Origin of the sequence: Bradyrhizobium sp. 215_C5_N1_1 (assembly GCF_052075935.1) — a bacterium.
GTDB classification, from domain to species: Bacteria; Pseudomonadota; Alphaproteobacteria; order Rhizobiales; family Xanthobacteraceae; genus Bradyrhizobium; species Bradyrhizobium barranii.
The window spans coordinates 5,188,689-5,210,975 of sequence record NZ_CP197228.1; the positions used below are offsets into that span (position 1 = coordinate 5,188,689).

The 22,287-nt window shown below is 64.1% G+C and carries 24 protein-coding genes; 8 read left to right on the plus strand and 16 right to left on the minus strand.

Translation table 11 applies throughout. The annotated features are described in order from the left end of the window. Window positions 1-10: 10 nt before the first annotated feature. The 4 genes from AB7G19_RS25205 to AB7G19_RS25220 all read left to right on the plus strand — a co-directional run bounded on the left by AB7G19_RS25205 (window position 11) and on the right by AB7G19_RS25220 (window position 3,588). Window positions 11-142, plus strand: coding sequence for a hypothetical protein (locus AB7G19_RS25205; protein WP_439036340.1), 132 nt, complete (start codon window positions 11-13; stop codon window positions 140-142). A 70-nt stretch (window positions 143-212) separates the two neighbouring features. After that, window positions 213-953: an SDR family NAD(P)-dependent oxidoreductase gene (locus AB7G19_RS25210; protein ID WP_354117582.1), complete on the plus strand. Its 741-nt coding sequence runs from the start codon at window positions 213-215 to the stop codon at window positions 951-953. Between the two features lie 78 nt (window positions 954-1,031). Beyond that, a complete protein-coding gene (locus tag AB7G19_RS25215) occupies window positions 1,032-2,195 on the plus strand; it encodes a hypothetical protein (protein ID WP_441268200.1) in 1,164 nt (387 codons plus the stop codon). Window positions 2,196-2,361: 166 nt separating this feature from the next. Further along, on the plus strand, window positions 2,362-3,588 hold the full coding sequence (locus AB7G19_RS25220) for an ABC transporter substrate-binding protein (RefSeq protein ID WP_063983724.1): 1,227 nt from the start codon (window positions 2,362-2,364) through the stop codon (window positions 3,586-3,588). 105 nt (window positions 3,589-3,693) lie between these two features. Here the strand turns inward: AB7G19_RS25220 and AB7G19_RS25225 are convergent, their stop codons facing one another. The 8 genes from AB7G19_RS25225 to AB7G19_RS25260 all read right to left on the minus strand — a co-directional run bounded on the left by AB7G19_RS25225 (window position 3,694) and on the right by AB7G19_RS25260 (window position 12,615). Continuing rightward, the gene (locus AB7G19_RS25225) at window positions 3,694-4,950 is read right to left on the minus strand and encodes a TCR/Tet family MFS transporter (RefSeq protein ID WP_441268201.1); all 1,257 of its coding nucleotides are present in this window, start codon (window positions 4,948-4,950) and stop codon (window positions 3,694-3,696) included. After that, window positions 4,947-6,329 (minus strand): ribosome biogenesis GTPase Der, encoded by a 1,383-nt coding sequence (der, locus tag AB7G19_RS25230; protein WP_247311469.1) that lies wholly within the window; start codon window positions 6,327-6,329, stop codon window positions 4,947-4,949. Before der ends, AB7G19_RS25225 begins: the two co-directional genes overlap by 4 nt. Before the next feature lie 49 nt (window positions 6,330-6,378). Then, window positions 6,379-6,930, minus strand: a complete 552-nt coding sequence (locus tag AB7G19_RS25235; RefSeq protein WP_208086392.1) for a hypothetical protein — start codon at window positions 6,928-6,930, stop codon at window positions 6,379-6,381. A gap of 44 nt (window positions 6,931-6,974) precedes the next feature. Then, window positions 6,975-7,628: a tetratricopeptide repeat protein gene (locus AB7G19_RS25240; RefSeq protein ID WP_063983726.1), complete on the minus strand. Its 654-nt coding sequence runs from the start codon at window positions 7,626-7,628 to the stop codon at window positions 6,975-6,977. A 167-nt stretch (window positions 7,629-7,795) separates the two neighbouring features. Beyond that, a complete protein-coding gene (locus AB7G19_RS25245) occupies window positions 7,796-9,388 on the minus strand; it encodes a class I adenylate-forming enzyme family protein (protein WP_441268202.1) in 1,593 nt (530 codons plus the stop codon). A gap of 76 nt (window positions 9,389-9,464) precedes the next feature. Next, window positions 9,465-10,049 carry an NnrU family protein gene (locus AB7G19_RS25250; RefSeq protein ID WP_441268203.1) on the minus strand — a complete coding sequence of 195 codons (585 nt, stop codon included), beginning with the start codon at window positions 10,047-10,049 and terminating at the stop codon, window positions 9,465-9,467. A gap of 166 nt (window positions 10,050-10,215) precedes the next feature. Continuing rightward, window positions 10,216-10,794, minus strand: coding sequence for a hypothetical protein (locus AB7G19_RS25255; RefSeq protein ID WP_071914722.1), 579 nt, complete (start codon window positions 10,792-10,794; stop codon window positions 10,216-10,218). Window positions 10,795-10,995: 201 nt separating this feature from the next. Further along, a complete protein-coding gene (locus AB7G19_RS25260; protein WP_441268204.1) occupies window positions 10,996-12,615 on the minus strand; it encodes a peptide chain release factor 3 in 1,620 nt (539 codons plus the stop codon). A 158-nt stretch (window positions 12,616-12,773) separates the two neighbouring features. On the opposite strand from AB7G19_RS25260, the gene sugE reads away from it, so the two are divergent. After that, window positions 12,774-13,088, plus strand: a complete 315-nt coding sequence (sugE, locus tag AB7G19_RS25265; RefSeq protein WP_231144876.1) for a quaternary ammonium compound efflux SMR transporter SugE — start codon at window positions 12,774-12,776, stop codon at window positions 13,086-13,088. Here the strand turns inward: sugE and AB7G19_RS25270 are convergent. The 7 genes from AB7G19_RS25270 to AB7G19_RS25300 form a co-directional block, all read right to left on the minus strand. Continuing rightward, window positions 13,081-14,088: an anion permease gene (locus tag AB7G19_RS25270; protein WP_441268205.1), complete on the minus strand. Its 1,008-nt coding sequence runs from the start codon at window positions 14,086-14,088 to the stop codon at window positions 13,081-13,083. The genes sugE and AB7G19_RS25270 overlap by 8 nt on opposite strands. Window positions 14,089-14,103: 15 nt before the next feature. Further along, window positions 14,104-14,748 (minus strand): DUF47 domain-containing protein, encoded by a 645-nt coding sequence (locus AB7G19_RS25275; RefSeq protein ID WP_014495845.1) that lies wholly within the window; start codon window positions 14,746-14,748, stop codon window positions 14,104-14,106. A 156-nt stretch (window positions 14,749-14,904) separates the two neighbouring features. Next, complete coding sequence (locus AB7G19_RS25280) at window positions 14,905-15,873, minus strand: branched-chain amino acid ABC transporter permease (protein WP_071914733.1); 969 nt, start codon at window positions 15,871-15,873, stop codon at window positions 14,905-14,907. Window position 15,874: 1 nt separating this feature from the next. After that, complete coding sequence (locus AB7G19_RS25285; RefSeq protein WP_063983732.1) at window positions 15,875-16,738, minus strand: branched-chain amino acid ABC transporter permease; 864 nt, start codon at window positions 16,736-16,738, stop codon at window positions 15,875-15,877. Between the two features lie 72 nt (window positions 16,739-16,810). After that, window positions 16,811-18,031: an ABC transporter substrate-binding protein gene (locus tag AB7G19_RS25290; protein WP_071914736.1), complete on the minus strand. Its 1,221-nt coding sequence runs from the start codon at window positions 18,029-18,031 to the stop codon at window positions 16,811-16,813. A gap of 48 nt (window positions 18,032-18,079) precedes the next feature. Further along, complete coding sequence (locus AB7G19_RS25295; protein ID WP_014495849.1) at window positions 18,080-18,826, minus strand: ABC transporter ATP-binding protein; 747 nt, start codon at window positions 18,824-18,826, stop codon at window positions 18,080-18,082. After that, window positions 18,819-19,574: an ABC transporter ATP-binding protein gene (locus AB7G19_RS25300; protein WP_063983735.1), complete on the minus strand. Its 756-nt coding sequence runs from the start codon at window positions 19,572-19,574 to the stop codon at window positions 18,819-18,821. Before AB7G19_RS25300 ends, AB7G19_RS25295 begins: the two co-directional genes overlap by 8 nt. Before the next feature lie 302 nt (window positions 19,575-19,876). Between AB7G19_RS25300 and AB7G19_RS25305 the strand changes: the two genes are divergently transcribed. Next, window positions 19,877-20,569: a hypothetical protein gene (locus AB7G19_RS25305; protein WP_063983736.1), complete on the plus strand. Its 693-nt coding sequence runs from the start codon at window positions 19,877-19,879 to the stop codon at window positions 20,567-20,569. A 39-nt stretch (window positions 20,570-20,608) separates the two neighbouring features. On the opposite strand, the gene AB7G19_RS25310 is transcribed toward AB7G19_RS25305, so the two are convergent. Continuing rightward, complete coding sequence (locus AB7G19_RS25310; protein ID WP_441268206.1) at window positions 20,609-20,962, minus strand: ArsC family reductase; 354 nt, start codon at window positions 20,960-20,962, stop codon at window positions 20,609-20,611. 104 nt (window positions 20,963-21,066) lie between these two features. Between AB7G19_RS25310 and AB7G19_RS25315 the strand changes: the two genes are divergently transcribed. Then, the gene (locus tag AB7G19_RS25315) at window positions 21,067-21,438 is read left to right on the plus strand and encodes a tRNA-binding protein (RefSeq protein WP_071914740.1); all 372 of its coding nucleotides are present in this window, start codon (window positions 21,067-21,069) and stop codon (window positions 21,436-21,438) included. 214 nt (window positions 21,439-21,652) lie between these two features. Next, complete coding sequence (locus AB7G19_RS25320) at window positions 21,653-22,285, plus strand: TetR/AcrR family transcriptional regulator (protein WP_441268207.1); 633 nt, start codon at window positions 21,653-21,655, stop codon at window positions 22,283-22,285. Window positions 22,286-22,287: the final 2 nt, after the last annotated feature.

The window sequence follows — 22,287 nt, forward strand, 5'->3', positions numbered from 1 at the left end:
GACCGCGACGATGCAGCTGGCCATCGCCATTCTCTGCGGAGGGCTTTTGGTCGGCTTCATCGTCTTCGCCTTCAGGCAGGGCATGAAGGTGCCGCCTGACAGCTCGGCGAACGGCCCGAACAATAGTACCAATATCCAGTAGGGCTGCGGCGGGAGATCGAGGGCAGAAATTCCGGGCTTGTCCCGGCCATCCACGCCTGTAAAACCCCGCCATGACAAAACCCCTCGCCAACCGTATCGCTCTCGTCACCGGCGCCTCGCGCGGCATCGGCTTCGCCACGGCCAGGGCGCTGGCCAAGGCCGGCGCGCATATCGTTGCGACGGCGCGCACGCAGGGCGGGCTGGAAGAGCTCGATGACGAGATCCGGAAAGACGGCGGCAGCGCCACGCTGGTGCCGCTCAATCTCACCGATTCCGACGGCATCGCGCGGCTCGGGGCCGGCCTGCACGAACGCTATGGCAAGCTCGACATCCTCGTCGGCAATGCCGGCGTGCTCGGCCCCTCCTCGCCGGTCGGCCATATCGAACTGAAAACTTTCACCGACGTGATGGCCGTCAACGTCTCGGCGAACTTCCAGCTGATCCGCTGCATGGAGCCGCTGCTGAGGCAGTCCGATGCCGGCCGGGCAGTGTTCATCACCTCGGGCGCCGCCAACAAGGCCACCGCCTATGTCAGCCCCTACGCCGCCTCCAAGGCCGCGCTGGAAACACTGGCCCGCGCCTGGGCGCAGGAAACCGCGAACACGCCGCTCCGTGTTAACCTGTTCAACCCGGGCCCGATCCGTACCCGCATGCGCGCCACGTTGATGCCGGGCGAAGATCCGGCGACCCTGGAGACACCCGAGCAGGTTGCCGAATTCATCGTCCCGATGTGCGCGCCTGACTGGACCGAAACCGGCAAGTTCTACGACTACAAGACCCGCACGCTGATGAGCTTCCGCTCGCCGGCCTGATTGACTCAAGCGCCTCCCCGCGATTGACTGCCCGCGCTCAAGCGGCAGCAAGCCGCAAGCCAAAAAAGGGAGGTTGCCATGGCGCCGTGGCATGATCGCGCAGGGCTTGTCTGTACAAGGCTCGGCCGTGCGCTCGTACGACTCTCTCAAGCCTTCTCCATCCTGATTGCAGTCATTGCGTTCGTGCTTCCAGGCACGGCGTCTGCGGGCGACGTCCCGACCTTCGCGGTCGACGCCTCCTGGCCAAAACAGCTACCTAACAACTGGATCCTCGGCCAGGTCGGCGGCATCACCGTCGACTGGCAGGGCCATATCTGGGTGATCCATCGCCCGCGCTCGCTCACCGATGACGAGAAAGGCGCGGGCCTCAACCCGCCGCGCTCGAAGTGCTGCGTGTCGGCGCCGCCCGTGCTCGAATTCGACACGGACGGCAATCTGCTGCGGTCGTGGGGCGGTCCGGGCGAAGGCTATGAATGGGTCGGCCGCGAGCACGGCATCGAGGTCGACGAGCGCGGCTTCGTCTGGGTCGGCGGCAACGCCGACAACGACAACGCCATTTTGAAATTCACGCTCGACGGCAAGTTCGTCGCCCAGATCGGCAAGATCGCGCCGAGCCTCGGCAGCAACGACACCACGCAGCTCGGCAAGCCCGCCGAAACCGCAATCGACAAGGAGGCGAACGAAATCTACGTCGCCGACGGCTATGGCAACCGCCGCGTCATCGTGTTCGATGCGACGACGCTCGCTTACAAGCGGCACTGGGGCGCCTACGGCAGCAAACCCAACGACGACAAGCAGCCGGCGTATGATCCCAAGGCGCCTGTCTCCCAGCAATTCGGAAATCCCGTCCATTGCGTGAAGCTCGCCAATGACGGTCTCGTCTACGTCTGCGACCGCATCAACAATCGCATCCAGGTGTTCAAAAAGGATGGCACCTTCGTGAAGGAGTTCTTCTTCGAGAAGAACACGCTCGGCAACGGCGCGGTGTGGGACGTCGCGATCTGGCCCGATCCGAAGCAGACCTATTTGCTCAGCGCCGACGGCGAGAACAACGAGATCCGGGTGATCAAGCGCGAGGACGGCAGCGTGGTCGGCAGCTTCGGGCACAACGGCCGCAATGCCGGGCAGTTCCACTGGGTGCATGCCATGGCGATAGACGCCAAGGGTAACGTCTATACCGCCGAGGTCGACACCGGTAAGCGCATCCAGAAATTCAAGCTGACCTCGGACGCGCTCAAATAGCGTCTCAACACACTTTGCCCAAAGGTTAACCGACGGATGACGCTACGCCGCAGCGTCATCCGGCTTTAGGCGCATTGCCGCCAGCCGTGGGACACGGTAGAGCGATCAGCCGGAACAAGGCTCCGCAAGAGAGCCGTCCGCATATTGAAAATGGAGGAGACCTTTTATGACGACGACGCTCGCGCGCCGCTATGCGGCCCTTCTGGCCTGTGCCGCCTTCGGTTTTGCAACATCCGCTTACGCGCAGGACAAGACCGTCAAGATCGGCGTCTTGAATGACATGTCGAGCCTTTATGCCGATATCGGCGGCCCGAACTCCGTGGTCGCGATCAAGATGGCCGTCGAGGATTCCGGCCTGCTCAAGAAGGGCTGGAAGATCGACGTTCTGAGCGGCGATCACCAGAACAAGCCGGACGTCGGCGTCAATATCGCTCGGCAGTGGATCGACAACGAGAAGGTCGATGCGATCGCTGATACGCCGAACTCCGGCGTCGCGCTTGCGGTCAGCAACCTCGTCAAGGAAAAGAATTCGGTGCTGCTGAATTCCGGCGCCGCCTCTGCCGACTTGACCGGCAAGGCCTGCACGCCGAACACAATCTCCTACACTTACGACACCTACATGCTCGCCAACGGCACCGGCAAGGCGCTGACCAAGGCTGGCGGCGACACCTGGTTCTTTCTTACCGCGGATTACGCCTTCGGCCACGCGCTGGAACGCGACACCACGGCCGTCGTGACGGCGAACGGCGGCAAGGTGCTGGGCAGCGTCAAGCACCCGATCAACAGCTCGGACTTCTCGTCCTTCCTGCTGCAGGCCCAATCGTCCAAGGCCAAGGTGGTCGGCCTCGCCAATGCCGGCGGCGACACCACGAACTCGATCAAGCAGGCGGCCGAATTCGGCATCGTATCGGGCGGCCAGAAGCTCGCGGCGCTGCTGCTGTTCATCAACGACGTGCATTCGCTGGGGCTAAAGACCGCGCACGGCCTGACCTTCACCGAGTCGTTCTACTGGGACATGAACGAGCAGACCCGCGCCTGGTCGAAGCGCTTCGCTGCCCTGGCCAGCAAGAACGCGATGCCGTCTATGACCCAGGCCGGCAACTACGCGATGGTGCTACACTATCTCAAGGCGATGGAAGCGCTCGGCGGCAATCCGCACGACGGCGCCAAGGTCGTCGCCAAGATGAAGGAGCTGCCGACCGACGATCCGCTGTTCGGCAATGGCCCGCTGCGCCAAGACGGACGCCGTCTCATCCCGGCCTATCTGTTCGAGGTGAAGAAGCCCGAGGAGTCGAAGGGCCCGTGGGACTACTACAAGCAGATCGCCACGATCGCGGCGGAAGACGCGGCCAAGCCGCTCAAGGACAGCGAGTGCCCGCTGGTGAAGAAGTAAGACCGTCGACGCCGCCGTAGGGTGGGCAAAGGCGCGTAAGCGCCGTGCCCACCTTCTCTCCGCGAGTTGACGAAGTAGCGGTGGGCACGCTTCGCTTTGCCCACCCTACGAAACCGTCTTCGTAGTCACCAGCGTCCGCATCGCGATCGCGACACATACCACCATCAATACCGCCGCAAGCAGGAACGGCGCGCCGGGCAGATGCAACGGCGCGCTGGCGCCGATGAAATAGGAAAACGTCAGCGTGAACAGGAACGGTCCGACGAGTTGCGACACGCTCTGCACGCTCGCGGTCGCGCCCTGCAACTGGCCCTGCTGATCGGGCGCGACCAGTCGGGTCATCAGCGATTGCATGGCGGCGCCCGAGATGCCCCACAGCGACATCACGGGAATGCCGATCCAGAACAGCGGGCCGGTCGGCGCGGCGCCGAAGATCACGAAGCCGATCGCACCACAGCACAGACCGAGCACCAGCGCATTCCGCTCACCGAACACGCGTACGATCGGGCCGATGGCGAGCCCCTGCACCACCATGGCGCAGATGCCGACCATCGCGAGCGTCAGACCCACGGTCTTGGAATCCCAGCCGTAGCGATAGGTCGCATAGAGCACGAAAGTCGAGGGCAGCACGACATGCGCGACTTGTGCGATGAAGTTGACGATGGATAACGCGGCCAGTGCCGCGTTGGAACGCAGCAAGTGCAGCGCTCCGACCGGATTGGCGCTGGTCCAGCGGAACGGCGCGCGCCGCTCCGGCGCCAGCGATTCCGGCAGGACGAAGAGCCCATAGAGCGCATTGGCAAGGCTCAAAGCCGCCGACGCCCAGAACGGCAGCCGCGGATCGATATCGCCGAGCAGGCCGCCGAGCGCCGGGCCCAGGATGAAGCCGGCGCCGAAGGCAGCTCCAATCCTGCCGAAGACGGCCGCGCGCCGCTCCGGCGGCGTGATGTCGGCGATATAGGCAAAGGCGGTCGAAATGCTCGCCGAGGTGATGCCCGAGATCACGCGGCCGATGAACAACCAGAGCAGCGACGGCGCGAGCGCCATCAGCACATAGTCGGCGGCGAGCCCGAAATTCGACAGCAGCACCACCGGCCGCCGTCCGAAGCGATCCGACAGCGCGCCGAGCACCGGCGAGAACACGAACTGCATCAGCGCCCAGGCGGTGCCGAACAGGCCGAAGATGCGGGCCGCATGCGCGGTGTCGTTGTCGACGAAGCTCTCGATCAGCTTCGGCAGGATCGGCATGATCACGCCGAGCGCGAGCATGTCGAGCAGGATGGTGACGAAGATGAAGGCGACGGCACCACGCCGGACCGGCGCAGCGCTTCGCGCCGTCGCCTCGCCGGCATCGTTGCTCACGACGGCCGCTTGCGCTTGTGGGCGAAGGGGTTGGCCTTTTCGCGCAAGGTGATGCGCACCGGCGTACCCGGCAGCTCAAAGGTCTCGCGCATGGAATTGGTCAGGTAGCGCAAATAGGACTGCGGCACCGCGTCCGCGCGCGAGCAGAACAGCACGAAGCTCGGCGGACGCGCCTTGTTCTGCGTGATGTAATTCAGCTTGAGCCGTCGGCCGGACACGGCCGGCGGCGGATTGGCCTGCACGGCCTGCTCGAACCAGCGATTGAGCGCGGATGTCGGCACGCGCCTGTTCCAGACCGCGTAGGCGTCCTGGATCGCCTGCATCAGACGATCGATGCCCTCGCCCATCAGACCTGATACGGCGACGATCGGCACGCCCTTGATCTGCGGCAGCGAATGGTCGGCATCCCGGCGCAGGCCCGAGATGGCGCCGCCGCCCTTGGTCTCCATCAGATCCCACTTGTTGACGGCGAGCACGACCGCGCGGCCCTCGCGCTCGATCAGATCGGCGATGCGCAGGTCCTGCTCCTCGAAGCGGTTCTGCGTGTCCATCATCATCACGACGACTTCGGCAAAGCGCACCGCGCGCAACGCGTCGGCGACCGAGAGCTTCTCCAGCTTTTCCTCGATGCGCGAGCGACGGCGCAGGCCTGCGGTATCGAACACGCGAAAATCGCGGCCCTTCCAGTTGATCTCGACCGCGATGGAATCGCGCGTGGTGCCGGCCTCCGGGCTCGTCAGCAGGCGCTCCTCGCCGAGCAGATGATTGATCAGCGTCGACTTGCCGGCATTGGGCCGGCCGACGATGGCGACGCGGATCGGACGCGTCGCGGCCTCCTCCTCGGTCAGCGGCTCGTCGTCCTCGGCTTCATCTTCCTCGACAGGCTCCGGCATCAACTCGCGGAGGGCGTCATACAGCTCGCCCATGCCTTCGCCGTGCTCGGCCGAGACCTGAATGGGATCGCCGAGGCCGAGCGCAAAGGCCTCCATCGCGCCGGCATCGCCGTGCTTGCCTTCGCTCTTGTTGGCGACCAGCAGTACCGGCTTGTCGGCCTTGCGGGCGAAATCGGCGAAGGCGCGATCGGTGGGCGTCAGGCCGATGCGGGCGTCGATGACGAAGAACAGCGCGTCGGCCTGTGCGATCGCGGCCTCGGTCTGCTCCTGCATGCGCGCGGTCAGCGAGCCCTTGGCGCCCTCGTCGAGGCCGGCGGTATCGATGATGGTGAATTCGAGGTCGCCGAGCCTGGCCTCGCCTTCGCGGCGGTCGCGGGTGACGCCCGGCAGGTCATCGACGAGCGCGAGCTTCTGCCCAACCAGGCGGTTGAACAGCGTCGATTTGCCGACATTTGGCCGGCCGATAATAGCAATCGTGAAGGACATCGGTCATTCGTGCGCTGCGAAGGCCGCGCCTGTCAATGTAATGAAGTGATCAGCGCGAAAAGCTGCCGCTCGGCATCGGTGCCGGGAAAGCTCCCTGCGATTGCTGCTGGGTGGTTTGGGTCGGTTGCGCCTGCTGGACGGGTTGATCCGGCGGCGGGGCGGTGGTGCGCTTGCGCACGATCTTCTGCTTGGGCGGCGGAGCGGCCGTGGGCGGCGCGGCCTCCGGCTGGGCCTCGCCGTCGACCTCGCCCGCGGGCGCCTCAGCGGGCGCGGCCGCGGTGCTGGAAGGCTGTTTGGTCTTCTTCGCCTTGGCACCCTTTGCCGGCTTGGCCTCGGGCGACGGCTCGGCGGGCAGAGCCGCGACGGCCGGTGCGTTCGGATCCGGCTGCTGCTGTGCTGCGCCCTTGTACATCTCCCGCGGCACGCCCTGCTCGAGGCCCGGAACGCCCTCCGGGAAGACCGGCTTGCGGTCGCCCGGCAGCTTCTTCTTGGTGTCGAGGAAGTCGAGCATGTCGCTTGGATCGAAGCTGGAGCAGCCGCCCAGGATGCCCGTGAAGGCGATCAGGACGGCGGCTGCGATCAAGCGGGGCGTGCGGCGCATCTTGTGTCTCGTCTACGTCAGAGAGCCCGAAGGTCAGCTCTTGGTCAGCTTTTGGCGACGGGCGGCAGCAGGGCCTGGAGCGCCTCGGCGCGTGAGCGCAAACCGGGCGGCGTTTCGCCGTCCTCGGCAATCGCGTCGAGCCATTTGCGGGCCGCGGTCATGTCGTTGTTGCGCCAGGCCGATAGCGCCAGCAACTCGCGGGCGCTGTGGCGGAACGTGGATTTGGGCGCGGCGGAGGACTCCAGCCGCTGCTGCATGTCGGCATAGGACGCGCTGTCGACCAGCAAGCCGGCGGCGCGGATCTTCGCCAGATCCTGCCACTCACCACCGATGCTGCGATCGGCGGCGATGTCGTCAAACATCTTGGCGGCCGCCTTGGGATCGCGGGGCGCTGCCTCGGCCGCGGCACGTAGCCGCGCCAGGGTGCGATAACCCGAGGGAGCCTTGGCGGCGAGCGCGGTGAAGGCGGCCTCGGCCTCCGCGTGCTTGTCCTGGTCGGACAGCTCAGCGGCCTTCTCGAAGGCGGCGCCGGCCTCGGCGGCCTTCTTGCCCTCCAGATACTGGTAGCCGCGCCAGCCGCCGACGGCGGCCACGATCAGCACCATCAGGGCAATGAAGACAATCGAATACTTGTCCCACAGCTTCTTGAGCTGTTCGCGACGTACTTCCTCGTCGACTTCGTCAAATAATTCAGACACTTATGCTAATCCCATGCCCGTCCGGGTGCGCGCGCCAATGCGTTCGCGTCAGGAATCCCGTCCCCCACGTGGCGGCGGGGTACCCTAACGATATGGCGGTGGCAAGGCAAAGCGAGCCCAATCAAGGCGTTAACCACCCGGGATAGCCCGGAGCCGGCCTGTCCGGCTCAGGTTCCCAGGAGCTCCCGCAGCTGCCGCTTCAGCACCTTGCCGTTGGCATTGCGCGGCAGCGGCTCGGGGGTGATCGCCATAGTTTCGGGGACCTTGTAGTCGGACAGCCGCTCCGCGCACCAGGCGCGCAAGGCCTCGCCGGTCACCGGCGCGCGCGTCACCACCACGGCGTGGACGCGCTCGCCCAGCACCGGGCAAGCCTTGGCAATGATCGCGCTCTCGACCACGGCGGGGTGGCCGGCCAGCACGGACTCGACCTCGGCCGAATAGATCTTCAGGCCGCCGCGATTGATCATGTCCTTCTGCCGGTCGAACACGCGGACAAACCCCTCCGCATCGACCGAGCCGAGATCACCGGAATGCCAGAATCCGCCCGTGAAGCTTTCGGCCGTGGCCTTCGGGTTATTCCAGTAGCCCTTGATGACGGAGGCGCTCTGGATCCAGAGCTCGCCGATCTCGCCAGCGGGCAGTTCGCGCCCGTCCGCTCCCATCGCGACGATGTGGGCACCGGGACACGGCAGGCCGACACTGTCGATGTGGCTCGCGGTCAGCTCGCCCGGCATGATCGTCGAGGGCGACGTCGTCTCGGTTGAGCCGTAGCAGTTCGCGAGCTTCAGGCCGGGAATCGTCGCCTTGAGCTTCTCGATGGTCGCGACCGGCATCGGTGCGCCGCCAAAGCCGCCGATGCGCCAGCTCGAGAGATCGTAGCTGTCGAAATCGGGCTGGAGCAGGCAGAGATTGTACATCGCCGGCACCATCACCGTGTAGGTGACACGCTCGCGCGCGGCGAGCTTGAGATAATCGGCAGCCTTGAACTCCGGCATGATGATCAGCGCGCCGCCGCAGCGGATCATCGTCGTGATGTTGGCGACGACGCCGGTGACGTGGCCGAGCGGCACCGCCGCGATCGAGCGGTCCGCTTCCGTCAATTGCAGGCAGGAGACGAACACCATCGAGGAATGGACGATGTTGCAATGGGCGAGCATCGCGCCCTTCGGCTTGCCCGTCGTGCCCGAGGTGTAGAGGATCATCGCGGTGTCCTCCTCGCCGATCTCGACCGGCGCCGATGCCGGGACGTTGTCGGCGAGCACGGCGAAACGCGACAGGGCCTGATTGCTGTCGACGGCGATGCGGTGGATGACAGCGGGGACATCAAGCGCATCGGGCAGCCGCCCGGTGAGCCCCGCTTCATGGATAAGAATCTTGGCGCCGCAATCGGCGAGGACATAGGCGATCTCGGGCTTCTGCTGGCGCGTGCCGAGCAGCACCGTCACCAGCCCCTCATGCGCGGCGGCAAACAGCAGCAGCGGAAATTCGATGCGATTGCCGAGCAGGATCGCGATGCGATCGCCGCGCTGCAGGCCGAGCTTGCGAAAGCCCGCCGCGATCCGCGTGGCCTGCTCCACCGCCTGCCGCCAGCTCAACCGGACATCGCCTGCGATCAGCGCTTCGCCATCCGGATTGCGGGCGCAAGCGTCCGCGATCATCGCCCACAGGCTCGCCGGCCGGTCGCTGAAGGCCGGCACCATCCGATCGCCGAAGCGCGCCTCGAACCGCATCGGCGGGATCTGAGAATGCGACCAGTCCATCGGGATGCCCTCGGCTGTTGCTTTGTCACGTTCCGCGCACGGCTGCGCGGAACCGTCTTGCGCTGATCGGCTGTCGTCAGCCTCCCATGACGGGAACGCCGATCACAACCGGGTGGAATGCGAAGGCCAGCGCGAGATAAGCGACGACACCGACTGCAACGGCGATCAGATCATTGGTGACCCCGCCCACCGGAATCGGCGGGCCGCCGCCATCGGTGCGATGCTTCAGCGAGATGCGGTCGTACACGGCCCAGCCCAGGAACGAGCCAAACAGGATGATGGAGCCGAGATCACCATTGGCGAGCAGATGCGCGGCCGCCCACAATTTGATGCCCGCCAGCATCGGATGCTTCAGCGTCGCATAGATGCGCCCGCGCAAGTAGGACGCCACCACCAGGATGACAGCGGGCAGCATCAGCGCGACTGTAATGTGCTTGAATGCGACCGGCGGCTCCCAAATCGGGATCATTCCGGCAGCGCGATAATGGGCAAAGCCCCAGATGATCAGCGCCAGTCCCGCAAGCGAGACGGCCGCATAGAGGATCTTGTAGGTCCCCTCGCCCAGTCTCGCGATCGCCTGCGCGCGCGCCTCTCGTTTCGTTGTGAAAACATGGGCCGCAAAAAACAGCATCAGCCCCAGGATCATGACCAGCAGACCCACGACATCCTCCCCTCAACCAGCGCCCCCGCCTATGGCGTATCATCGATTGGGCGCGGGTCGCAACTCTCACGCCTCATGGTGAGGCGTGCAGGCTCGGGTCTGCAACAGCGCGGCCTTCATCCTGTGAGACCCGCGCAAGCGCAGTCCGCAAGATGCGGGGATAGAGCTATTTTCCAAGCTCGCGATTATCGACATAGCGGATCGCGATCGGGCGTCCGGCCAGAGCGCCGCCGAGGCCGTTGGTGAATTTGAGCGGCAGGCAGGCTTTCAGCGATGAATTGATCGCATTGAGATAGGTCGTTCGGGTATCGGCCGGGACGCCCGCGGTCGCATAGGTCAGCTGCGGCGGACCGATCATGCCGCCCGCCTTGTTGAAGCTGAAGCGCACCGCCATCTGCATGCCCGCGCGCGCATTGTCCGATGGCGGCGACCAGCAGGTGCGCAGCTCGGCGAAGAGATCGCCGATCGTATCGAGATCGTGATCCGGCCTCTGATATTTCGAGCGATCTGCCTCCGCCGGCACGGTTTCGATCGTGAGCTGGAGATTCTGGCCGTAGGGGTAATCGATCTCGGGAATGCAGGGGCCGGGCTCGAGCGGGCTGCAATAGTACGGCGTGCAGGGCCGGCCGGCGAGCACGCTGCACGGCTCATGCGAAAACGGGATCGGATTGATCTGGCGGCGCTGCGCATCGGCGGCAACCGTCGATATCGCCAGCAGGAGAAAGACCAGGATGCCGCGCCACATGATGCAAGCTCACAATGCCACACCAACCAACGTGGCATCGACAACGAACCCGTCAAGCCTGCGGCTGTTCACATGCTCGCGTTTAGCTCCGGTGTCGTCGCCCGGCTCGACCGGACGACCCAGTACTCCGAGACGGCTGTGATGGAATTGAGAGGCTGACTGGATTCCCCGCCTTCGCGGGGAATGACAGCGGAGTGCGCCCTACCCCTTCTTCTTGACGTCCTTGACGTTCGTGAACTCGATGCCCTCCGCGCGTTCCCTGGCGTAGCCGAGATAGAACTCGTTTCTCGCCAGATACACGGGATCGCCGTCGACATCGTCGGCGATGCTCGAGGTGTTGGCGGCGATGAAGGCGTCGAGCTTCTTGCGGTCCTCGGATGAGACCCAGCGGGCGAGCTGGAACTCGCTGACCTCGAACTCGACCGGCAGCGAATATTCAGCCTCGAGGCGTGCCTTCAGCACGTCAAGCTGCAGCGCCCCGACCACGCCGACCAGCGCCGGTGCGCCGTCGCGCGGGCGGAACACCTGCACCACGCCCTCTTCCGACATCTGCTGAAGCGCTTCCTTCAGCTTCTTCGCCTTCATCGCGTCGGTGAGACGCACGCGGCGGACGATTTCCGGCGCGAAGCTCGGTACGCCGACGAAGGTGAAATCCTCGCCCTCGGTCAGGGTATCGCCGATGCGCAGCGTGCCGTGATTGGGAATACCGACGACGTCGCCGGCGAAGGCTTCGTCCGCGACCGAACGATCCTGCGCGAAGAAGAATTGCGGGCTCGACAGCGGCATGCTCTTGCCGGTGCGCACCAGCTTGGCCTTCATGCCGCGGCTGAGCTTGCCGGAGCACAGGCGCGCGAAGGCGATGCGGTCGCGGTGGTTCGGATCCATGTTCGCCTGGATCTTGAACACGAAGGCGCTCATGCGCGGATCGGTCGCCTCGACCTTGCGCTGGTCGCTCTCCTGCGCGCGCGGCTCCGGCGCGAACTTGCCGAGACCTTCCAGGAGGTCGCCGACGCCGAAATTGCGCAGCGCGCTGCCGAAATAGACCGGCGTCAGATGGCCCTCGCGAAACGCGGCGAGCTCGAACGGTTTCGAAGCCTCGGTGACGAGTTCGAGCTCGTCCTTGACCGCGCCGACATCGAGGTTGGCGTTGAGCTTGCCGAGCTCGGCGATCTCGATCTGCTGTGCAGCGCCGGTCTTGGCGCCGCCGCCTTCGAGCAGACGCACGCCGCCATTGGCAACGTCATAGGTGCCGAGGAAATCGCGGCCGCGGCCGACCGGCCAGGTCATCGGCGTGGTGTCGAGCGCGAGCGTCTTCTCGATCTCGTCGAGCAGCTCGAACACGTCGCGGCTCTCGCGGTCCATCTTGTTGATGAAGGTGATGATCGGAATGTCGCGCAGGCGGCAGACTTCGAACAGCTTTCGGGTGCGCGCCTCGATGCCCTTGGCAGCGTCGATCACCATGACGGCGGAGTCGACGGCCGTGAGCGTACGGTAGGTGTCCTCCGAAAAGTCCTCGTGGCCCGGCGTGTCCAGCAGATTGAACACGAGACCCTCGAACTCGAACGTCATGACCGAGGTCACGACCGAGATGCCGCGCTCGCGCTCGATCTTCATCCAGTCCGAACGGGTGTTGCGCCGCTCGCCCTTGGCCTTGACCTGGCCGGCGAGATTGATGGCGCCGCCGAACAGCAGCAGTTTCTCGGTCAGCGTGGTTTTGCCCGCGTCCGGGTGGGAGATGATCGCGAAGGTGCGCCGCCGCGCCACCTCGGTGGCAAGCGGGGAACGGGCCGGCGAGTCGGCTGATATGGCGATGTCGGACATGGCGGGAGCGTTTGGCAGGGAAAATGGGCCTGATCAAGCCTCATGTGGTGATTGCGGAGCCCTACGGCCAGCCCCATATCCGCTCCCGGGGAGGACGGCCTCCCCCCTCATCAGCATATCCGCCGCGGGGACGACCCTGCCTTGAATGGAGGGTCGTCATGGCCTGGAGCATCCTGTTCGTCGCCGGTCTTCTCGAGATTACCTGGGCGATCGGCCTGAAATACACCGAGGGTTTTACCAAGCTTGTTCCGTCCGTCATCACGCTCGCGGCGATGGCCGGCAGCGTCATCCTGCTCGGTTTAGCCCTCAAATCGCTGCCCGTCGGAACCGCCTATGCGGTCTGGACCGGCATCGGCGCGGTCGGTACCGCCACGCTTGGCATCATTCTGTTCGGCGAGCCGGCCACGGCGTTCCGCCTCGCCAGCATTGGGCTGATCGTCGCCGGCATCGCAGGGCTGAAATTCGTCACCTGACGAAAATCTGGACCGCCCACCAGGTCAGCGCCGCGACAATGGCCGAGGCCGGGATCGTGATCACCCAGGCATAGACGATCGAGCTCGCGACGTTCCAGCGCACCGCCGAGACGCGGCGGGCCGCGCCGACGCCGACGATCGCGCCAGTAATGGTGTGGGTGGTCGAGACGGGAACGCCGAGGAAGGTCGCCATGAACAGGGTCGCGGCGCCGCCGGTTTCGGCGCAAAAGCCCTGCATCGGCGTCAGCTTGGTGATGCGCAGGCCCATGGTGCGGACGATGCGCCAGCCGCCCATCAGCGTGCCCAGCGCCATCGCGGCCTGGCAGGACAGCACCACCCAGAACGGCACCGAGAATTCACCGCCAAGATGCCCTTGCGAATAGAGCAGCACGGCAATGATGCCCATGGTCTTCTGGGCGTCATTGCCGCCATGGCCGAGCGAATAGAGCGAGGCGGAGGCGAATTGCAGGATGCGGAAGGCGCGATCGACCGCGAACGGCGTCGAGCGCACCGAGAGCCAGGACACGATCGCGACCAGCATCATCGCGAGCAGGAAGCCGACCAGCGGCGACAGCACGATCGCCAGCACCGCCTTGGACAGTCCGCTCCACACCGCAGCCGAGATCCCCGCCTTGGCCATGCCGCCGCCGACGAGACCGCCGATCAGCGCATGCGACGACGAGGACGGGATGCCCAGCCCCCAGGTCACCAGGTTCCAGACGATCGCGCCGACAAGGGCCGCGAAGATCACCTGGGCGTCGACCACCGCGGGCTCGATGATGCCGGTGCCGATGGTCTGGGCAACATGCAGCCCGAACACCATGAAGGCGATGAAATTGAAGAACGCCGCCCAGAGCACCGCGAATTGCGGCCGCAGCACGCGGGTGGACACGATGGTCGCGATCGAATTGGCGGCGTCGTGCAGGCCGTTCAGGAAGTCGAACAGCAGCGCGACGGCGATCAAGCCGACGAGGACAGGAAGTCCGAGCGCAGCATCCACGGCGCGACTCCTGCCCTAAACTTGCTCGATGACGATGCTGTTGATCTCGTTCGCGACGTCGTCGAAACGGTCGGCCACCTTTTCGAGATGGTCGTAGATCTCGACGCCGACGATGAAATCCATCGCGCTGCCATCACGATGCTTGAGGAACAGCTCCTTCAGCCCGATGTCATGGAGATCGTCGACCCGGCCCTCCAGCTTGCCCAGCTCCTCCGTGATCGCGGTCAGCATCGCGACGTTCGGGCCGATCGACTGCATCAGCGGCAACGCGCGCCCCACGAGATTGGCGCATTCGATCAGGAGCCCGCCAATCTCCCGCATCGGCGGCTCGAAGGTGCGGACCTCGAACAGCATCACGGCCTTGGCCGTCTGCTGCATCTGGTCGATGGCATCGTCCATCGAGGTGATCAGATTTTTGATGTCGCCACGGTCGAAGGGGGTGATGAAGGTGCGGCGCACCGCCGTCAGCACCTCACGGGTGATGTTGTCGGCGTCATTCTCGAACTGGTTGACACGCTGGCAGTAGACCGGCGTCTCCTCGCCCCCATTGAGCATGCCCTGGAGTGCGATCGAGCCCTGGATCACGGTCTGTGCATGGCGGTCGAACAGGTCGAAGAACCGTTCTTCCTTGGGCAGGAAAGCGCGAAACCATCGCATCATGGGGATAGGCTACCGGTTGGAAATGGCCCGGCCCGAACGGACCGTCATGAAACTGTCATAGACCATTTCCACCCCGCGCGCGTGTCATCTCACGCCCGCGAAGCAGGATCATCCACCGGATTATCGCGCCAATGAAATTGGCGCGATATCAATGACTTAGAGCGAGCGCCGGAAGTAATGAGCGATTTCGCCGATGACGCCGCGGCGGAAGGTGAGCACGCAGACCACGAAGATCGAGCCCTGGATCACCGTCACCCATTGGCCAAAACCCGCCAGATATTGCTGCATGGCGATGATCGCGAAGGCACCAACCACGGGGCCGAAGATGGTGCCGAGACCGCCAACCAGCGTCATCAGCACGACCTCGCCCGACATCGTCCAGTGCACGTCGGTGAGCGAGGCATTCTGCGCCACGAACACCTTCAGCGATCCGGCAAAGCCGGCCAGCGTGCCGGACAGGACGAAAGCCAGGAATTTATATTGGTCGGTCCGGTAGCCGAGCGAGATCGCGCGCGGCTCGTTCTCGCGGATCGACTTCAGCACTTCACCGAACGGCGAGTTGATGATGCGGTAGATCAGCAGGAAGCCGGCGAGGAAGCCGGCCAGCACGACGTAATAAAGCACCGTCGGCTTGGAGAGATCGAGCAAGCCGAACATCCGCCCCTGCGGAATGCCCTGAATGCCGTCCTCACCATGGGTGAACGGCGCCTGGAGGTAGATGAAGTACAGGAGCTGCGACAGCGCCAGCGTGATCATCGAGAAATAGATGCCCTGGCGGCGGATCGAGATATAGCCGGTGATGAGCGACAGCCCGAACGCCGCGACGATTCCAACGAGGATGCCGAGCTCCGGCGGCAACGCCCACACTTTCAGCGCGTGCGCGCTGCAATAGCCGGCGGTGCCCATGAACATTGCGTGGCCGAACGACAACAGGCCGCCATAGCCGATCAGCAGGTTGAAGGCGCAGGCAAGCAGCGCAAAGCACAGCGCCTGCATCACGAAGAACGGATAGACGCCCGTGAAGGGCACCGACGCCAGCAGCAGCGCCATCACCACGAACACGACCATCTCGTCACGCATCGCGCGCGGGGTTACCGGCAGCGTGTCGTCCGTCAAGGCTGTCATATCAGGCCGCCCTTCCCGTCAGTCCCGTTGGCTTCACCAAGAGCACCAGCACCATCAGCACGAACACGACGGTGTTGGAGGCCTCGGGGTAGAAATACTTGGTCAGGCCCTCGATCACACCGAGCGCAAAGCCGGTGATGATGGAGCCCATGATCGATCCCATGCCGCCGATCACGACCACCGCGAACACGACGATGATGAGGTCGGCGCCCATCAACGGCCGCACCTGGTTGATCGGCGCCGAGAGCACACCGGCGAGCGCGGCAAGGCCGACGCCGAGACCGTAGGTCAGCGTAATCATGCGCGGCACGTTGATGCCGAAAGCGCGCACCAGCGTCGGATTCTCAGTGGCCGCGCGCAGGTTAGCACCGAGCCGCGTCTTCTCGATCAGGAACCAGGTGGCGATACACACCACCAGCGAGAAGATGACGACCCAGCCGCGATAGATCGGTAGGAACATGAAGCCGAGATTCATGCCGCCCTTGAGCTGGTCCGGAATGGCGTAAGGCAGACCGGAGGAGCCGAAATAGTTCTGGAACACGCCCTGCACGATCAGCGCGATGCCAAAGGTCAGGAGCAGGCCGTAGAGGTGGTCGAGCCCGGTCAGCCATTGCAGCATGGTCCGTTCCAGGATCATGCCGAAGATGCCGACGATAACAGGCGCGATCAGCAGCGCCCACCAGTAGTTGATGCCGCCGAGGCTCAGCAGGAAATAGGCAACGAACGCGCCCATCATGTAGAGCGCGCCGTGGGCGAAATTGATGATGTTGAGCATGCCGAAGATCACGGCAAGCCCGAGACTGAGCAGCGCGTAGAACGAGCCGTTGATCAATCCCACCAGTAGCTGAGCGTAAAGAGCCTGCATCGATCCCGCACCCGGTCCCTTCGGCGTTGCCTGAAAATCGCCCGCAGGCCTGATGGCCTGCGGGCGGTTATCTTACTTCTTCAAGAGCGCGCACTTGCTCTCGGACAGCGGCGTGAAAGCCTGGTCGCCCGGCACGGTGCCGACCAGCTTGTAGAAGTCCCACGGCCCCTTGGACTCCGAGGGCTTCTTCACCTCGAACAGGTAGGCGCTGTGGATGGTGCGGCCGTTCGGCTGGATCTCGCCCTTGCCGAACAGGTCGTCCTCCGTCGGCAACGACTTCATCTTCTCGACGACCTTGACGCCGTCATGAGGATTGCCGCCGAGCGCTTCCAGCGTCTTGAGATAGTGACGCACACCCGCATAGACGCCGGCCTGCACCATGGTGGGCGGCGCGTTGTTCTTCATCTTGTCGGAGAAGCGCTTGGAGAAGGCCCGGGTCTTGTCGTCCATGTCCCAATAGAACGTCTCGGTGAAGTTGAGGCCCTGCGCGGTCTCGAGGCCAATCGCCTTGACGTCGGTGAGGAACAGCAGCAGCGCCGCGAGCTTCTGGCCACCCTTGACGATGCCGAACTCGGCCGCCTGCTTGATCGAGTTGGTGGTGTCGCCGCCGGCATTGGCAAGACCGATGATCTTGGCCTTCGAAGCTTGCGCCTGCAGCAGGAACGAGGAGAAGTCCGGCGTGTTGAGCGGATGCTTGACGCCGCCGACCACCTTGCCGCCGTTGGCGGTGACCACGGCCGTGGTGTCGCGCTCGAGCGCCGCACCGAAGGCGTAGTCCGCGGTCAGGAAGAACCAGCTGTCGCCACCGGCCTTCACCAGCGCCTGCCCCGTGGTGTGGGCCAGCATGTAGGTGTCGTAGGTCCAGTGCACCGTGTTGGGCGAGCACTGCGCGTTGGTGAGGTCCGAGGTCGCGGCGCCCGAGTTGATGTAGACGCCATTCTTTTCCTTGATGACGTTGTTGACGGCGAGCGCCACGCCGGAGTTCGGCACGTCGACGATGATGTCGACCTTGTCGACGTCGAACCATTGCCGCGCGATCGCGGTGCCGATGTCGGGCTTGTTCTGGTGATCGCCGGAGATGATGTCGATCTTCCAGCCCTTCGCCGCAAGGCCGGAATCTTCGACGGCCATCTGGGCGGCGAGCGTCGAGCCGGGACCGCCGAGGTCGGCGTAGAGGCCGGACTGATCGGACAGCGCGCCGATCTTGACGGTCTTGTCCTGCGCAAAGGCTACGCCAGCCGTGGTGACGGCCAACGCCGTGCCGAGCAGAAACGACGCAATCGACTTTTTCATGCTACTTCCCTCGTGAATTTTCTCGTGGCCGTTTGACGCTTGGCCGTCTTAGACGCCGAGATAGGTGTGGAGCTTGTCCATGTTGGCGGCAAGCTCCGAATTGGAAAATCCGTCAATGATCTTGCCGTGCTCGACCACGTAATAACGGTCGGCGACGGTGGATGCGAACCGGAAATTCTGCTCGACCAGGAGGATGGTAAAACCCTCCTTCTTGAGCCGTGCAATGGTGTGGCCGATCTGCTGGATAATGACAGGCGCAAGACCTTCGGTCGGCTCGTCCAGCATCAGGAAGCTCGCGCCGGTGCGCAGGATGCGCGCGATCGCGAGCATCTGCTGCTCACCGCCGGAGAGCTTGGTGCCCTGGCTGTTGAGACGTTCCTTCAGATTCGGAAACAGATCGAAGATCTGCTCGAGCGGCAATCCACCCGGGCGAACCACCGGCGGCAGCAACAAATTCTCCCGCACATCGAGACTGGAGAAAATGCCGCGTTCCTCCGGGCAGAACGCGATGCCCATCCGCGCGATCTTGTCGGAGGTCGCGCGGATGATGTCCTGGTTGTTGAACTTCACCGAGCCGGTCCGCTTGCCGATGATGCCCATGATCGACTTCAGCGTGGTCGTCTTGCCGGCGCCGTTGCGGCCGAGCAGCGTAACCACCTCGCCCGCGTTCACGTCGAAATTGATCCCGTGCAGGATGTGGGACTCGCCGTACCATGCTTCCAGGTTGCGGACCTGGAGGATGTTGCCGCCGGTTGCGGCTTTTGCGGGAGCGTCCGCGGTTGCAGTCTCAGGCATGACCGGCTCCCAGATAGGCTTCCTTGACGCGCTCGTCCTTGGTGAGTTCGCTGTAATGGCCCTGCGCCAGCACCTGTCCGCGCGTCAGCACGGTGATGATGTCGGAGAGATTGGCCACGACGCTCAGATTATGCTCGACCATCAGGATGGTGTACTTCGCGGAGATGCGTTTGATCAGCGCCGCGATCTTGTCGATGTCCTCGTGGCCCATGCCGGCCATCGGCTCGTCCAGCAACATCATCTCGGGGTCGAGCGCGAGCGTCGTTGCGATCTCGAGCGCGCGCTTGCGGCCGTAGGCCATCTCGACCGCGGGCGTATTGGCAAACTCGCTGAGGCCGACATCGTTCAACAGTTCACGCGCGCGATCGTTGAAGCGGTTGAGCACGGACTTGGAGCGCCAGAAATCGAAGGAACTGCCGTGCTGGCGCTGGAGCGCGACGCGAACGTTTTCCAGCGCGGTGAGATGCGGAAATACCGCCGAGATCTGGAATGAACGGACCAGTCCCAGGCGCGCCACGTCGGCTGGCGCCATCGCCGTGATGTCCTGCCCCTTGTACAGAATTTTGCCGGCGGACGGTTTGAGGAACTTGGTCAAAAGATTGAAGCACGTCGTCTTGCCCGCCCCGTTCGGGCCGATCAACGCGTGAATGCTCCCACGGCGAACCTTGAGCGCAACGTCGCGGACGGCGAAGAAGCCCGCAAACTCCTTGGTCAAGCCTTCCGTTTCGAGAATGAACTCATCGGCCAAACAGATTTCCCCCTGCCCGCACAATACGCGTGGCTGTCCTTAGTTACTTCGGCTTTCCGGGGGCCTTGGAGCCTGTCCCGGAACGTCGCCTCCGGGCGCGGAATATGCCGGAGGTGACGGGGGTTAGGCAAGGCGGAAAGCTGAGCAGATCAGGTCTCCGGCCGGGAGGCTTATGCTCCCTTAGTCGGACGCGTTTTGATGTCGCCTGCCCGGCCTCCCGGTTCGCAAGGCACCGGTCATCAAGCCGTCGTTAACGGTCTTTCTTCCCGCGCGCCAGCCTTCATAGAAAATTTTCCCGCCGCATGGATCATGCGCGGGTTTTATGCGTCGGGAATATTGTCTTGGAAATTGCCTTGGATTTTGCAAGCGCCGCTCCTTCTGTCGTCAAGTCGATCAGGCAGCGTGATCTCCTGAACACGTGGCTGCGACTTTATGCGCGCGGGCAGATGGTGCCGGCGATCTGGGAGTATCAGCCCGCGCGGCTCGAGGAAGAGCTGTCCGATCTCATCTATTATACCGTCGACATCTCGGCGCCGACGCCGCGCCTCATCATCCAGAGCGAAGGTACGCGCATCTCGCGCGCCTATGGACAGACCGGCAAGGGCGTTCTGCTCGACGACTACATCGGGCCGCGCCTCGCACCCTTCGTGATGCCGATCTATTATGAATGCGTGGCGCGCGGCCTTCCGGTCTACAGCGTGGCCGACGTCGACGACATCTATGGCCGCGTGGTTGCCTATGAACGGCTGCTGCTGCCGTTCCAGACCGACGGCAAGGTCTGCCACGTCATCGCCTCGCTCAAGACATTCTGCGAGGACGGCGGCTTCGAAATCAAGAATCTGATGCGCGGAAATGACGCGCTGCCGCGCCCGAAACTACGCGCGGTGATCGACCGCGATCTCTTCCATCGCGCTCCCGGCCGGATCGCTGCCGCCGACGTCGTCGAGTTCGCCGATCAGCCCGGCGTCACCACCGAGATCGTCGAGCTGAATTAGGGGTTAGCGCGATCTGGCGCCGACCTACTTGGCCTTGACCTACTTGGCCTTGACTTCCTTGGCATAGATATCCGGCTTGAAGCCGACCAGAAGCTTGCCGCCGACTTCGAGCACCGGCCGCTTGATCATCGATGGTTGCGCTAGCATCAGCGCCAGCGCCTTCTTCTCGGTGAGGCCTTCCTTGTCGGAATCCGGCAGCTTCTTGAAGGTCGTGCCAGCGCGATTGAGCAGCGTCTCCCAGCCAGCCTTGTCGCTCCACTGCTTGAGCTTGTCCTTCTCGGCGCCCGCCGCCTTGTAGTCGTGGAACTCGTAGGCGACGCCATGGGTGTCGAGCCATGCGCGCGCCTTCTTCATGGTGTCGCAGTTCTTGATGCCGTAGATGATGTTGGGCAAGACCTTCCTCGCGCATGCGTCGTTGGATGACTGCAGCGTTGTACGAAACTCCGGTTCGCGCAACAACATTGCGAACGAACCCCGCTCTCCGAACGGATACATCAATGCACGCCACTCACGATCCCGCCGCGGCCGCGTCGCCAGCCATCGACTTCAACGCCTTCCTCGCGGTCGATATCCGTGTCGGCACCATCGTCGATGCAAAACCGTTCCCGGAGGCGCGCAAGCCGGCCTGGCGGCTGTGGATCGACTTCGGTCCCGCGATCGGCGTGCGCAAGAGCTCGGCCCAGATCACCGAAAATCATCCGCTCGAGACGCTGGTGGGGCAGCAGGTCGCGGCCGTCGTCAACTTCCCGCCGCGCCAGATCGGTCCTGTTGTCTCGGAAGTGTTGACGCTCGGCTTCCCCGATGCCGAGGGCAAGGTCGTGCTGGTGCAGCCGAGCAAGCCTGTGCCGAACGGCGGACGACTGTTCTAGCCGCGCGATTGCGGGCCGGGCCGCCGTTACCTCCCGCCATACCCCCGGCGGCGGCTTGATCCTCCTGTTTCCGGACCGTCTGGACTTGACCAAGATCGCCTTTGGTCATAAAAATGACTGACTGATCGTTTTTTATTGATGCCCGACTATATGGCGGCCCCATCAGGCGAACGGTCAAAACGACCGATCTGTCAGTTATTTATGGACTGCCAAAATGCCCAAGATCAGCGACAAGCAACGCGAAGGTAGGCGGCAGCAGATCCTCGAAGCGGCGCTTGCCTGCTTCGCCGAGCAAGGCTTTCACCAGACCGGCATGGCCGACATCGTCAAACGGTCGGGCTTAAGCCACGGCGCGGTCTATCTCTACTTCCAGAGCAAGGACGATTTGATCGAGGCGCTCGCCGACGACCGGCATCGTCGCGAGGCCGTGCTCAACTCGGTGGCACAGGGATCGGGTGATCCGATCGAAGGACTCCACGCGCTGATCCGCGTCTACGCGCAATGGCTCACCGATCCCGCCGGCGAAGCGCGGCGTCGCGTCGGCATCCACGGCTGGGCGGAGGCCCTTCGTAACCGCCGCGTCCGCACCAGCGTCGTCGAAGGCATCGACATGCCGCGCGCGCTGATCGTGGCGCTGGTCGAGCGCGGCCAGCATGACGGCCTGATCAAGCGTGACCTCGGCGCCGATGCGATCGCGCGCGTGCTCATCGCGATCTTCCAGGGCTTCGTGCTGCAGAAATGCTGGGGCGAGGATTTTGATATCGAGGCCTGCATGACGGCCGTCGGCGGCGTGATCGAGGGATTTCGCTCGACCAGGCCTGACATCAAGCGACGGACCAGGACGTAAGC

Excerpts from the sequence above, each read along its gene's own strand:
- AB7G19_RS25305 (WP_063983736.1), top strand. The coding sequence starts at position 19,877 with ATGGATCATGCGCGGGTTTTATGCGTCGGGAATATTGTCTTGGAAATT.
- AB7G19_RS25290 (WP_071914736.1), bottom strand. The coding sequence starts at position 18,031 with ATGAAAAAGTCGATTGCGTCGTTTCTGCTCGGCACGGCGTTGGCCGTC.
- sugE (WP_231144876.1), top strand. The coding sequence starts at position 12,774 with ATGGCCTGGAGCATCCTGTTCGTCGCCGGTCTTCTCGAGATTACCTGG.
- AB7G19_RS25210 (WP_354117582.1), top strand. The coding sequence starts at position 213 with ATGACAAAACCCCTCGCCAACCGTATCGCTCTCGTCACCGGCGCCTCG.
- AB7G19_RS25215 (WP_441268200.1), top strand. The coding sequence starts at position 1,032 with ATGGCGCCGTGGCATGATCGCGCAGGGCTTGTCTGTACAAGGCTCGGC.
- AB7G19_RS25205 (WP_439036340.1), top strand. The coding sequence starts at position 11 with ATGCAGCTGGCCATCGCCATTCTCTGCGGAGGGCTTTTGGTCGGCTTC.
- der (WP_247311469.1), bottom strand. The coding sequence starts at position 6,329 with ATGTCCTTCACGATTGCTATTATCGGCCGGCCAAATGTCGGCAAATCG.
- AB7G19_RS25275 (WP_014495845.1), bottom strand. The coding sequence starts at position 14,748 with ATGATGCGATGGTTTCGCGCTTTCCTGCCCAAGGAAGAACGGTTCTTC.
- AB7G19_RS25315 (WP_071914740.1), top strand. The coding sequence starts at position 21,067 with ATGCACGCCACTCACGATCCCGCCGCGGCCGCGTCGCCAGCCATCGAC.
- AB7G19_RS25245 (WP_441268202.1), bottom strand. The coding sequence starts at position 9,388 with ATGGACTGGTCGCATTCTCAGATCCCGCCGATGCGGTTCGAGGCGCGC.
- AB7G19_RS25260 (WP_441268204.1), bottom strand. The coding sequence starts at position 12,615 with ATGTCCGACATCGCCATATCAGCCGACTCGCCGGCCCGTTCCCCGCTT.
- AB7G19_RS25235 (WP_208086392.1), bottom strand. The coding sequence starts at position 6,930 with ATGCGCCGCACGCCCCGCTTGATCGCAGCCGCCGTCCTGATCGCCTTC.
- AB7G19_RS25255 (WP_071914722.1), bottom strand. The coding sequence starts at position 10,794 with ATGTGGCGCGGCATCCTGGTCTTTCTCCTGCTGGCGATATCGACGGTT.
- AB7G19_RS25295 (WP_014495849.1), bottom strand. The coding sequence starts at position 18,826 with ATGCCTGAGACTGCAACCGCGGACGCTCCCGCAAAAGCCGCAACCGGC.
- AB7G19_RS25320 (WP_441268207.1), top strand. The coding sequence starts at position 21,653 with ATGCCCAAGATCAGCGACAAGCAACGCGAAGGTAGGCGGCAGCAGATC.
- AB7G19_RS25220 (WP_063983724.1), top strand. The coding sequence starts at position 2,362 with ATGACGACGACGCTCGCGCGCCGCTATGCGGCCCTTCTGGCCTGTGCC.
- AB7G19_RS25280 (WP_071914733.1), bottom strand. The coding sequence starts at position 15,873 with ATGACAGCCTTGACGGACGACACGCTGCCGGTAACCCCGCGCGCGATG.
- AB7G19_RS25285 (WP_063983732.1), bottom strand. The coding sequence starts at position 16,738 with ATGCAGGCTCTTTACGCTCAGCTACTGGTGGGATTGATCAACGGCTCG.